The organism is Geothermobacter hydrogeniphilus (assembly GCF_002898515.1).
In the GTDB taxonomy this organism is placed as follows: Bacteria; Desulfobacterota; Desulfuromonadia; order Desulfuromonadales; family Geothermobacteraceae; genus Geothermobacter_A.
This window is the reverse complement of the sequence record NZ_PPFX01000012.1, coordinates 19292-31018: the sequence shown is the minus strand read 5'-3', so window position 1 is coordinate 31018 and position 11727 is coordinate 19292. Positions and strand designations below refer to the sequence as shown.

The window sequence follows — 11727 nt, the reverse complement described above, 5'->3', positions numbered from 1 at the left end:
GAACATGAAAAACAGAAAACGGAACAAGTTTTATATTTTGCCGGCGGCGCTGTCGCTGGTGCTGGTCCTTGCTGCCGGTCTGCCCGCCACGGTAACGGCCGGAGAACAGGGCGGGAAACCGGCTCATGCCGGGGAAGAATCTGAAGGCGGTCACGAGGAAGGTGTCGTCCGCCTGTCCGCTGCCGAGATGAAAGAGTTCGGAATCGTTGTCAGGGAAGCCGGACCCGGTCGCCTGGACACCTTTGTCGACCTGCCGGGAGAGATTGTCATCAACGCCGACCGGCAGGCGCACGTGGTGCCCCGGGTGCCGGGCATTGTCCGCGAGGTTCGCAAGAAGCTCGGCGACCAGGTTAAGGGGGGAGAGGTGATGGCGGTGCTGGAAAGCCGGGAACTGGCCGATACCAAGGCTGAATACCTGGCGGCCCGGGAACGCCTGGCCCTGGCCGAGGCCAACTTTAATCGTGAGGAGCGACTCTGGAAAAAGAAGGTTTCGGCGGAGCAGGAGTATCTCGATGCCAAGCAGGCTTTTGCCGAAGCACGGATCAATCTGCGTTCGGCAGAACAGAAGCTGCATGCCCTGGGGTTCAGTGAGGGCTACCTCAAGCAATTGCCGGAGCACCTGGACCAGACCTATACCCGTTATGAAATGCGGGCTCCGTTCAGCGGTGCGGTGATCCAGAAGCATATTACCCTGGGAGAGGCCCTGAACGGTTCTTCCGAGGCGTTCGTTGTTGCTGACCTGGGTACGGTCTGGGTCGACATCAACGTCTACCAGAAGGACCTGGTCAAGATTCACAAGGGACAGAAGGTGGTGATCGAGATCGGCCACGACATTGCCCCGGTGAGTGGAACCCTCTCCTATGTCGGACCGCTGGTCGGAGAGGAGACCCGGACCGCCCTGGCCCGGGCGGAGTTGCCCAATCCACAGGGGGACCTGCGGCCCGGAATGTTCATCACCGCCCGGGTGGCGGTCGGCAGCGTGGATGTGTCCCTGCTGGTGCCGAAGACCGCGTTGCAGACCCTGAAAGGGAAAACCGTGGTGTTCGTACTGGATGAGGATGGTTTCGAACCGCGGCCGGTGACTGTCGGTAGGGAAAACGGCCTGCAGGTGGAGATCAGGGAAGGTCTGAAGCCCGGCGAAAAGTACGCCAGTACCGGAGCTTTTACCCTCAAAGCACAGCTTTCCAAGGGCGCTTTTGGTGGCGGTCATGGACATTAGGCGGGAGGTGCCATCATGGAAAAACTGATACGTCTGGTCCTGCAGAGCCGTCTGCTGATGTGTGTTCTGGGAGTGCTGGTGCTTGGCGCGGGCTGGTTCAGCTACAATCGCCTGCCGGTCGACGCCTTCCCCGATGTCACGCCGGCGCTGGTTCAGGTCTTCACCGAAACCGAGGGCCTGGCCCCGGAAGAGGTGGAAAAATATGTCACCTACCCGGTTGAAGTGGCGATGAACGGCTTGCCGAATCTCAAGGAGATCCGTTCAGTTTCCAACTTCGGCCTGTCGGTGATCAACATCTACTTCGAGGACGGAACCGATATCTATTTTGCCCGTCAGCTGGTCGGCGAGCGGCTGCAGCTGGCCCGGGAGGAGATTCCCGAGGGATTCGGCGAGCCGGAGATGGGTCCGATCACCACCGGTTTGGGGCAGATCCTCTTTTACGTGGTCGAGGATGAAACTGGAAAGCGCAGTTCGGAGGAGATGCGCGAAATCCAGGACTGGTTGATCAAGTTCAACATTCAGACCGTGCCGGGGGTGACGGAAGTTCTTTCTCTTGGCGGCGAGGTCAAGCAGTTCCAGGTGCAGATCCGCGCCGCGGACCTGCTGCGCTATGATCTGACAGTCAATGAGGTGGTCGAAACCATCCGCTCCAACAATTCCAATGTCGGCGCCCAGTTCCTGGTCAAAAATTCCGAGGAATATATCGTCCGCTCGGTCGGCCTGGCGGAGAAGCTTGACGACCTGGAAAAGATCGTGCTCAAGGTCAAGGACGGCACCCCGATCTATCTCGACCAGATCGCCGATATCGTCATCGGCGGGGAGATCCGGCGCGGCCTGGCCACCATGGACGGCAAAGGCGAGGCGATTGTCGGTATGGTCCTCAAGCTGATCGGCACCAACACCTCGCAGGTGATCAGCGATGTCAAGGCCAAGATCGAAAAAGTCAACCGGGTGCTTCCCGAGGGGATTAAAATCGTTCCCTATTATGACCAGGCCACCCTGGTGGCGAAATGCGTCAACACCGTCACCAAGGCCCTGCTGGAGGCGGTTGTCCTGATCGTCTTCATTCAGCTGCTGATGCTCGGCGGGATCCGACCGAGCGTGGTGGTGCTGGCCTCGATCCCCTTTTCGCTGGCCTTCGCCTTCTTCCTGATGAACTATTTCGGGGTTTCGGCCAACCTGATGTCGCTGGGCGGCCTGGCCATCGCGCTCGGCCTTCTGGTCGATGGTTCGGTGGTCATGATCGAGAATGTCGATCGCCATTTACACTCGGCCGACCCGGATGAGTCGATGCTGCAGATTGTACTGCGGGCCAGTACCGAAGTGGCGCGGCCGATCATCTTTTCGTTGCTGATTATCGTGATCGTCTTTCTGCCGCTCTTTACCCTGCAGGGGGTTGAGGGTAAAACCTTCCGTCCCCTGGCACAGACCATGGCGTTCGCCATCTTCGGTTCGTTGGTCTTTACCGTTCTGCTGGCGCCGGTACTCAGCAGCCTGCTGATGCGGCGACCGAAGAAGAAAGCGGGGGAGCATCAGGAGTTGCTGGTGGTGCGCTGGATGCTGGCGTTCTATCGTCCCGCCGTCACCCTGTTTGTGCGACGGCCGGTGATCCCCATTTCCCTGTCGGCCGGGCTGCTGGTGGTCGGTATTTTTCTCTTTTCCCTGCTCGGATCGGAATTCGTTCCCCGCCTCAATGAGGGAGACCTGCTGATCCGGGCGACCATGGCACCGTCGATATCGCTCGATGAAGCGAGCGTCAACATGGGGCGTTTCGAGCGCCGGCTGATGGGCAAGTTCCCGGAAGTGACCCGGATTGTGACCCGTGTCGGGCGGGGTGAAGTCGGAGCTCATGCCGACCCGGTCAACAGCGCCGAGTCTTTCGTGGCGTTGAAGCCGCAGGATGAGTGGACCTCGGCGAAAACTCCGGAAGAACTCTACGCGGCGATCGGGGAGTTCCTGGAAGATTTTCCGGGCGCCCAGTTCAATGTCACCCAGCCGATTGCCGCCGCTGTGGACGAGCTTCTGACCGGGACCAAAGCGGCGCTGGCGATCAAGATCTTCGGCGATGACATGGAGGTTCTCAAGCAGAAGGCGGCGGAAATCGAGGCGGTCATCCGCGAGGTCCCCGGTGCCGCCGACGTGCAGAAGGACCAGGTCACTGGCACGCCGCAGCTGCTGATCCGCATTGATCGGAAAGCGATCGCCCGTTACGGGATCAATGTCGAGGATGTGCAGAGCGTGATCCGCACCGCCGTCGGCGGCGAACAGGCCGGACAGATTTTCGAGGGCATTCGACGGTTCGATATCAATGTCCGTTTCGTCCCCGAAAGCCGCGGCAGTTCCGAGGCGATCCGGCATATTCTGATTTCCGCTCCGGGCGGGGTCAAGGTGCCTCTCGATCAGTTGGCGAAGATTGAAGAGATTGTCGGGCCACGGCAGATCACCCGCGAAAACAACCAGCGCTTCATTACCGTTCAATGCAATGTGCGGGGACGTGATATCGGCTCCTTCGTTGCCGACGGGCAGCAGGCCCTGGCTGAAAAGGTCGAGCTTCCGCCCGGCTACCTGGTGAACTGGGGCGGCCAGTTCGAGTTGCAGCAGGAGGCCAACAAGCGCCTGGCGCTGGTGGTGCCGATGACACTGCTGATCGTCTTCCTGCTGCTCTATTCGACGTTCAATTCGTTACGCAATTCGCTGCTTATTTTTCTCAATATTCCGCTGGCGCTGGTGGGCGGAGTGATCGGGCTCTGGCTGACCGGCCAGAACCTGTCGGTTCCGGCTTCGGTCGGGTTCATTGCCCTGTTCGGGATCGCGCTCGCCAACGGCATGGTTCTGGTGACCTATATCAACCAGCTGCTGCAGGATGGGATTCCGGCGGTTCAGGCCGCGATTGACGGCGCCTGTCTGCGCTTGCGTCCGGTTATTATGACGGCCGCCGCCGCCGGTCTCGGCCTGGTGCCGATGGCACTCGCCTCGGGGACCGGCAGCGAAGTTCAGCGACCGCTGGCGACCGTCGTTATCGGTGGGCTGGTGACCTCGACCCTGTTGACCCTGCTGGTTATCCCTGCCCTGTACAAATGGTTTTCTGTCAAGGTTGAAAAGGAGGCTCCATGAAAGAGATTCGTGCTTATATCAAACGTCACAAGTTGTCCGAGGTCACCCGGGCGCTGCATAAGGTGCCCGGACTGACCGGGTTGACCATTGTTGAAACCAGGGGAGTCGGTGTCGGCTGGAAGAAAGGTGGAGGAACGGATGGCCTGGTCAGTTACCAGCCGGGACTGAAGCTGGAAATCCTCTGCTGCGATGCCCTGGTTGAAGAGGTGGTCGCTCTGATTGAAAGGGCGGCCCATACCGGGCTCAAGGGAGATGGTAAAATCTATGTGAGTACCATCGACATGGCGGTTCGTATCAGTACCGGTGAGCGGGGCGGCGGGGCCGTCTAGCAACCGGCTGATGAAAAACGTCCATTTGCGGCGTTGTCCTTCCCCCGCATCAACGACGTACCTTCCGGTACGCCTTATTCTGCGGGGAAGCGGACGCCTTGCATCTGGACATTTTTGCTCAGCCTGGGGGGCCGTGATGGTTTCAACGCACTGTCCGCCGGTTGATAAAAAACGCCCGTCTGCAGCGTCGCCCGTAACCCCGCGGCAACGGCGTGCCTTCCCGGCCCCTCTTGTCCCGTGGGGTTACGGGCAACCTGCAGCTTGGGAAATTCAACATCCTTCCCACGAAGGGTGCTGAAGGAGGTCCGTGAGTATGGATCACGGTAAAGCAGGAGTCAAAGCGATCCTTTGTGGTCTGGTAGTTGTCCTTTCGGGAGGGTCTGTCGCGAGTCGTATGCGGGCCTTCCCCCATGAGTATCCATCCTGCGGGGGAGGAACGATGAAAAAATTTCCACTGTTGCTCGGGCTGCTTCTGCTGTCGGGCTGTGCCGTCGGGAATGGCCCGGGTCAACGCCGGGACCTGAGGATTGTCATTCAGGGGGCCGGAGCCGTGCAGGTCCAGAAGGTTACCGTAGCCGCGGAGGACCGGGGTGCTGTCGTCTCCGGTCAGCTCCGCAAACTGTACCAGTTCAAGCTGCCCGGCCATGTCGATGTGCGGGTGTGTCAGCCGGACGGATCGTTCGAGACGGCGCGGGGAACTGTCCGTGGTTATGCCGCTCGTCGCCGCGGAACGAGAACCGCGAGTTTCACCGCTCATCTCAAGGTCAACCCCCCGACAGGGTCTTCGGTGCAGGTACGGTACCATGCCGCGGGCGATGACTCGGGCCACGATCTCACCTGTGCATCCTGAGGCACAGGTGAGAATGAAGATGTTCCGAAGACAGTCCCTCGATCGCATATAAATCGTACGACAGTCGCACTTTTCTGATCCGCACCGACGGCCTGCCGGCCGTGGTGCGATCCCTTTCCCCCGGTTCAACCCGTCCGGATCAGAATCTCCGCTCATCAAGAAGCTGTTTTCGGGGTCAGTTCCTCTGTGTCCGGGGACTTGACGTCGACGTAGTTTTCCCGTCGCCAGCGAAACGGCAGGTCGACGATGGTGCCGGGGGTGTCGATGGCGAAAAAGGCGCGGAAGGTCTCGAAGAGAACGGCACGTTGCTGGGAGATATTGCCCGGCTCGCCGAGGGGATGACCGAAAGGCCACTTGAGAAAGACACTGCGCGGCGGGCGCACCTTGGCGGTGTAGTCGCGGACGATGGAGATGCCGATGGTGGGGATGCCGGCACGCTCGATTTCTCTCTGGATCAGTCCCACGGACTGATTGCAGATTCCTCAGGCGGGGGTTAAAAGGACCAGGTCGACCTTATCGGCGCAGAGCTTTCCGGCGACTTCGCGGGCGCTTTTTTCAATCAGGGCCGGAATGTGGCGACCGTCGATATGTCCCATGAAACCGAAATGCCGCCGGTTGAGGCTCCCGAGCAATTTTTCATCAACCAGCTCCTGCAGCCGTTCAAGGGGCAGGACGATATTCAGATCCTTTTCGGCGTCGGAGTGATCATAGTAGTCGTGAGTGATGCGGTAAGCACCGGGCAGGGTTTCGCCGGTCAGCTCACGCCAGCTCGGGTCGCCGTCGGAATCGCGCATGTCAAAGGGGGGCTGGTCGGGATGATGAACGCCGGCAGTGGTGACCAGCGCCAGCCGACAATCACGCAACGGTTTGCTGACCGCTGTCCAGGGGATTTCTCCTTCGCTTTCCCAAGGGCGGTAGTTGTCGATGAAGCCCTTGGCCAGGCGCGGAAAACGGGTTATCAGACGAGCGATCAGGCGGTTTTTCAGGCGTTGCAGGCTGCTCATGTGTTCCTCCGTGAGGGGTTGCTGAGGTCGGGGTTTCGGGTAAGATAGCATATTTGGATGCAGAATGATGATTGGCCGATATTCATAATGAGACACACATACGATTTTTCTTGACCGGGATTTCAAAAATCATATATATATTTTTTTGAATATTAAACAAGGAGAAGGACTGATGAAGCTCTGGTTGACCGGATTCAGTATGAAATACCCCCGCCTGGTGCTGTTGCTGGTGTTGGCGGTGACCGTCGTTTTCGGCTGGCAGTTTCCCAAGGTCAAGTTCGACAACGACCCGGAGAACATGCTTGATGCTCACGAGGCGGTACGGGTTTTTCATCACCAGGTGAAGGAAAAGTTCAGTCTCTACGATTTCGTCATTGTCGGTGTCAGCAATGAGCAGGATGCCGACGGTATCTTCAATGTCGGCACTCTCGATCGCATCGATCGCCTGACCAAGCAGCTGCTCAGCCTGCATCGTACCGCCGACGGTGCGGTGGCGGTGCGCAACCCCGACGGCAGCGACCGGATTCTCGATCTGACCCCGGAAAGCGGCTGGCAGCGCGGTCTGAATGTCGCTTTCCAGCATGACCCCAACCGTCTTTTTACCGCCGACGGGAAAAGCGCGCTGATCGGCCGCGAGCTGATCAGCCCGAGCGTGGTGGACAATCTCAAGCAGGCCGCGTTCGGCTCCCTCAAGCTTGAATACCTGATGGAACATCCGCCCACCACCAGGGCGGAAGCCCTGCAGATCCGTGATGACGCGATGGGCAACCCCCTCTACAAGGGAACCCTGGTGGCCGAAGACGGCAAGGCAATCTGCCTCTACCTGCCGATTCGTGACAAGACTTTCAGCTACAATGTCGCCAACCTGGTGCGGGCGCTGACCGCCGACTGGCCGAACAGTGACCAGGTCCACATTACCGGACTGCCGGTGGCTGAAGACACCTTCGGGGTCGAGATGCTGGTGCAGATGGCGACCTCGGCACCGTTGGCGATGCTGGCGATTTTCCTGCTGCTGTGGATCTTCTTCCGCCGGGTACGGATCATCATCGCTCCGCTGATGGTGGCGATGGTCAGCGTCATCTGGGCGATGGGTCTGCTGATCGGTCTCGGCTATGACGTGCATATCATGAGTTCGATGATCGCTATCTTCCTGATGCCGATCGCGGTCGCCGATTCGGTACACATGCTGAGCGAATTCTACGACACCTATCACCTCTACGGGGACAAGCGGGGAACCATGCGCAAAGTGGTCGGCCATCTCTTCATGCCGATGCTCTACACCTCCCTGACCACCATCGCCGGGTTTGCTTCGCTGGCGACCACGCCGATTCCCCCGGTGCAGATTTTCGGTTTGCATGTCGCTTTTGGAGTGGCGGTCGCCTGGCTGCTGACGATGACCCTGGTGCCGGCCTACAGCATGGTCTTCATCTCCGAAAAGTCGTTGCAGAAGCTGCAGTTGCAACGTGACGCGGGCAAGCCTTCCGGCCTCAACCGACTGCTCGAAGGCTTCGGGAGATTCAGCTATACCCGCTGGAAGCTGATTCTCGGCGTGACCATGGTGGTGATGGTGATTTCGGTGGTCGGTATCAGCCGCATCCAGGTCAACGACAACCCGGTGAAATGGTTCACCGCCGATCATGAAATCCGCAAGGCGGACGCGGTGCTGAATCGTCATTTCGGGGGCACCTATACCGCCTACCTGACACTGGAGCCGGGGGTTGAGACGGCTCCGACAGCTGCCGATCTGCAGCAGGCGTTGGTTGAGGCCGCCCCTCACCAACTGCCGGAGCAGTGGCGCGACGAAATCAAGACCTTCAGCGCCGACCTGAACGACCTGCCCGCGGTACCGGATATCGCTGCTTTCGTTGAGGAGGCCAGGGCGCTGGCGAAGAGCTATGATCAACGGCTGCTGGGTGACTGGCGGGCGCTGGCCGATAACATCGTCTACCTCGATCCGGCCGGACTGGACCTGAAAACCCTCGCCCGCCGACTGTCGGCCCTGCCGGCCGGACAGGCCGCTCTCGGCAGGCAGCTGCTGGACAGACTGCAGGGAACCGGGGCGGTCGGGGACGCGTTGATCGACGCGGCGCTGGCCATCATCGACCAGCGGCAGGGCCGTGGTTTTGTCGCCCTGGTCGACCAGCAGTACGCCGCCCTGACGGCGCCGCTGTTCAAGCGCCCGGCGATGCTGCGCTGGGTTGAGAAACTGCAGCAGGCGCTGGCGCAGGATCCGGTGGTCGGCAAAAGCTCTTCGGCGGTGGATGCGCTGAAGAAAGCTTCTTACGAGCTGCAGTACCGGGTCGACCGGTCCGCGGCGGAGAACCAAAAGCGTTTTGCCGTTCCCGATACCGTCTCCGCCGTTGCCCAGGTTTTTACCCAACTGGAGGGGATGAAGAAAAAGGATACGCTCTTTCACCTGGTGACCCGCGATTATCAGGAGGCGAATCTGTGGGTACAGCTGAAAAGTGGTGACAACAAATACATGGAGCAGGTGGTCAGGGATGTCGACGCTTTCTTCGTCGCCAATCCGCCGCCTTTCCCGGTCAAGCACGCCTGGGCCGGATTGACCTACCTTAATGTCGTCTGGCAGGATAAGATGGTTCGCGGCATGCTCTGGTCGCTGGGCAGTTCCTTCGTGGTGGTGCTGCTGATGATGGTGGTGCTGTTCCGCTCGCCGCTGTTCGGCATTCTGGCGATGCTGCCGTTGACGGTGACCATCGCCTTCATCTACGGCCTGATCGGCCTGGTCGGCAAGGACTACGATATGCCGGTCGCGGTCCTCTCGGCCATGACCCTCGGCCTGTCGGTTGATTTCGCCATCCATTTCCTGGAACGCGCCCGGCAGCTGCAGCGTGAACTCGGCAGCTGGCAGGCGGCCGCCACTGAAATGTTCAAGGAACCGGCGGTGGCCATCAGCCGCAACGCCCTGACCATTTCCATCGGTTTCACCCCGCTGCTGGTCGCGCCCCTGGTCCCCTACCGGACCGTCGGCTTCTTCCTGGCGACCATTATGGCGGTTTCCTGGCTGGCCACCCTGTTTCTGCTGCCGGCCCTGCTGACCCTGTTCCGCCGCAAGGCCTTTGGTGAAACTGCTGAGCAGAGCCTTGAGGAGAAAGGATAAGGACCATGAAACGTTACGGAATACTCTTTTTACTGCTGCTCTGGCCGGCACTGGCGCTGGCCGCGCCTTCCGCCGACGAAATTGTCGCCCGCGCCAACAAGGCGGCCTACTATGCCGGAAAAGACGGCCAGGCCGACGTCAAGATGACCATCTACGACGCCCACGGCGGCACCCGTCAACGGGAATTCAGCATCCTGCGGCTCAATGTTGCCGGAGAGGATCAGAAATTCTACGTCTATTTCAAGAAACCGTCGGATGTCCGCAAGATGGCTTTCCTCGTCTGGAAGCATGTCGGCGGCGACGATGACCGCTGGCTCTGGCTGCCGGCGCTGAACCTTAAAAAACGGATTGCCCCAGGCGACAAGCGGACCAGCTTCGTCGGTTCCGACTTCTTCTACGAGGACGTCTCCGGACGTGGGCTGGAAGAGGATGTTCACCAACTGGTCAAGGAGACCGATGATCAGTGGTTGATCAAGAATACCCCCAAGGACCCGGACAGTGTTGAATTCTCCTGGTACCAGGTGTGGATCGACAAGGCGACCAGCCTGCCGGTCAAGGCGGAATATTTCGACAAAGAGGGCAAACTCTATCGCCGGGTCAGTGCCGAGAAGATCGAAACCATCCAGGGTCATCCGACGGTTGTCGAAGCGGTGGCCGAGGATCTGCTCGCCGGCACCCGCACCGTCAACCGTTTCAGCAAGGTGAAATATGATATCGGCCTGAAGGAAAGGCTTTTTACCGAACGCTTCCTGCGCCGTCCGCCCCGTGAGGTCACCCGGTGAAATTGAAAATGAATAAATGGGGACTGATTCCCGTTTTACTGCTGCTGGCCGGGTTTATGCCGGGATCGGTGTCCACTGCCCGGGCCGGCCTGCTCGACGATGTCGACCTGCACGGGTTTTTCGACACCCGGGCAGGGATACGAACCACCAGCGATGCCACCCAGCGTCAGACCAGCCTGCTGGAGTCACGGCTGCAGCTCGATTCCCTCTATCAGGGGGATGCCCTGACCCTGCAGCTGCGTGGTGATTTCATTGCTGACGACGTTGAGCAGGATCGCAGCATCGACCTTGAACAGGGCCGCGGCTGGTTTGACTTGCGCGAGGCGAACCTGCTGGTTTCGCCGACCGATTGGCTGGATCTCAAGGTCGGTCGGCAGATCCTCACCTGGGGAACCGGCGACCTGCTGTTCCTCAACGACCTCTTTCCCAAGGACTGGCAGGCCTTTTTTATCGGGCGCGACGTCGAATATCTCAAGGCGCCGAGTGATGCCGTGATGGCGAGTTTTTTCCCCGAGTGGGGCACCATCGATGTGGTCTACACGCCGAGCTTCGATGCCGACCGTTACATTCGCGGTGAGCGGCTCTCCTACTACAACCCGTTGCTCGGCCGCACCGCCGGTCGTGATGCCGTGGCGCGGGTCGATGAACGTAATGGCTGGTTTTCCGATGACGAGCTGTCGCTGCGCTTCTCACGCAACATCGGCAGTTTTGAAACCGCCCTCTACGGTTACCTCGGCTACTGGAAGAGCCCGGCCGGGTTTGATCCGGGCAGCGCCCGCAATACCTTTCCGCGCCTCAATGTCTGGGGTGCCAGCCTGCGCGGCCCGCTGGCCGAAGGCATCGCCAACCTGGAGCTGTCCTGGTACGATTCGCGCGACGACCGTGGCGGCGACGACCCCTTCATTCCCAACAGCGAGCAGCGGCTGCTGCTCGGCTATGAACGGGATCTGGGGCGGGATCTGACTGTCGGTGTGCAGTATTACCTGGAGCATCTGGTTGATTATTCCGCCTACCGGAACAGTCTGCCCGCAGGCATGCCGGAGCGTGATGAAAACCGCCATCTGTTCACCCTGCGGCTCACCAAACTGCTGTTGAACCAGAACCTGACCCTGTCATTTTTTGCCTACCTGTCGCCGAGCGACCGGGATTTCTACCTGCGCCCCAAGGCGAGCTACAAGCTGACCGACAACTGGCGCCTGAGCGGTGGCGCCAATTTCTTCGGCGGCAGCGATGATCACACCTTTTTCGGCCAGTTTGAAAACAATTCCAACGTCTATGCGGCGCTCCGCTACAGTTTCTGACAGGCTG

General features: G+C 59.8%; 9 protein-coding genes. 7 read left to right on the top strand and 2 right to left on the bottom strand.

Annotated elements, in window-relative coordinates:
• Nucleotides 1–4: 4 nt before the first annotated feature.
• The 4 genes from C2E25_RS07030 (at nt 5) to C2E25_RS07015 (ending at nt 5512) form a co-directional block, all read left to right on the top strand.
• A complete protein-coding gene (locus C2E25_RS07030) occupies nt 5–1219 on the top strand; it encodes an efflux RND transporter periplasmic adaptor subunit (RefSeq protein ID WP_103115055.1) in 1215 nt (404 codons plus the stop codon).
• Between the two features lie 15 nt (nt 1220–1234).
• Complete coding sequence (locus C2E25_RS07025) at nt 1235–4333, top strand: efflux RND transporter permease subunit (protein WP_103115054.1); 3099 nt, start codon at nt 1235–1237, stop codon at nt 4331–4333.
• On the top strand, nt 4330–4662 hold the full coding sequence (locus C2E25_RS07020; protein WP_103115053.1) for a P-II family nitrogen regulator: 333 nt from the start codon (nt 4330–4332) through the stop codon (nt 4660–4662). Before C2E25_RS07025 ends, C2E25_RS07020 begins: the two co-directional genes overlap by 4 nt.
• Nucleotides 4663–5101: 439 nt before the next feature.
• The gene (locus C2E25_RS07015; protein ID WP_103115052.1) at nt 5102–5512 is read left to right on the top strand and encodes a hypothetical protein; all 411 of its coding nucleotides are present in this window, start codon (nt 5102–5104) and stop codon (nt 5510–5512) included.
• Nucleotides 5513–5667: 155 nt separating this feature from the next.
• On the opposite strand, the gene C2E25_RS07010 is transcribed toward C2E25_RS07015, so the two are convergent.
• Together C2E25_RS07010 and C2E25_RS07005 are read right to left on the bottom strand one after the other, a co-directional pair.
• Nucleotides 5668–5976 (bottom strand): hypothetical protein, encoded by a 309-nt coding sequence (locus tag C2E25_RS07010; protein WP_103115051.1) that lies wholly within the window; start codon nt 5974–5976, stop codon nt 5668–5670.
• Between the two features lie 18 nt (nt 5977–5994).
• Nucleotides 5995–6516, bottom strand: a complete 522-nt coding sequence (locus C2E25_RS07005) for a glycine/sarcosine/betaine reductase selenoprotein B family protein (protein ID WP_103115050.1) — start codon at nt 6514–6516, stop codon at nt 5995–5997.
• Between the two features lie 172 nt (nt 6517–6688).
• Between C2E25_RS07005 and C2E25_RS07000 the strand changes: the two genes are divergently transcribed.
• Genes C2E25_RS07000 through C2E25_RS06990 form a run of 3 tightly spaced genes read left to right on the top strand, consistent with a single transcriptional unit; the run spans nt 6689 to nt 11720 of the window.
• Nucleotides 6689–9637: an efflux RND transporter permease subunit gene (locus tag C2E25_RS07000; protein ID WP_103115049.1), complete on the top strand. Its 2949-nt coding sequence runs from the start codon at nt 6689–6691 to the stop codon at nt 9635–9637.
• 5 nt (nt 9638–9642) lie between these two features.
• On the top strand, nt 9643–10419 hold the full coding sequence (locus tag C2E25_RS06995) for an outer membrane lipoprotein-sorting protein (RefSeq protein WP_103115048.1): 777 nt from the start codon (nt 9643–9645) through the stop codon (nt 10417–10419).
• An 8-nt stretch (nt 10420–10427) separates the two neighbouring features.
• Nucleotides 10428–11720 carry a hypothetical protein gene (locus tag C2E25_RS06990; protein ID WP_103115047.1) on the top strand — a complete coding sequence of 431 codons (1293 nt, stop codon included), beginning with the start codon at nt 10428–10430 and terminating at the stop codon, nt 11718–11720.
• The last annotated feature ends 7 nt before the right edge of the window (nt 11721–11727 follow it).

Excerpts from the sequence above, each read along its gene's own strand:
- C2E25_RS07030 (WP_103115055.1), top strand. The coding sequence starts at position 5 with ATGAAAAACAGAAAACGGAACAAGTTTTATATTTTGCCGGCGGCGCTG.
- C2E25_RS07025 (WP_103115054.1), top strand. The coding sequence starts at position 1,235 with ATGGAAAAACTGATACGTCTGGTCCTGCAGAGCCGTCTGCTGATGTGT.
- C2E25_RS07020 (WP_103115053.1), top strand. The coding sequence starts at position 4,330 with ATGAAAGAGATTCGTGCTTATATCAAACGTCACAAGTTGTCCGAGGTC.
- C2E25_RS07015 (WP_103115052.1), top strand. The coding sequence starts at position 5,102 with ATGAAAAAATTTCCACTGTTGCTCGGGCTGCTTCTGCTGTCGGGCTGT.
- C2E25_RS07005 (WP_103115050.1), bottom strand. The coding sequence starts at position 6,516 with ATGAGCAGCCTGCAACGCCTGAAAAACCGCCTGATCGCTCGTCTGATA.
- C2E25_RS07000 (WP_103115049.1), top strand. The coding sequence starts at position 6,689 with ATGAAGCTCTGGTTGACCGGATTCAGTATGAAATACCCCCGCCTGGTG.
- C2E25_RS06995 (WP_103115048.1), top strand. The coding sequence starts at position 9,643 with ATGAAACGTTACGGAATACTCTTTTTACTGCTGCTCTGGCCGGCACTG.
- C2E25_RS06990 (WP_103115047.1), top strand. The coding sequence starts at position 10,428 with ATGAATAAATGGGGACTGATTCCCGTTTTACTGCTGCTGGCCGGGTTT.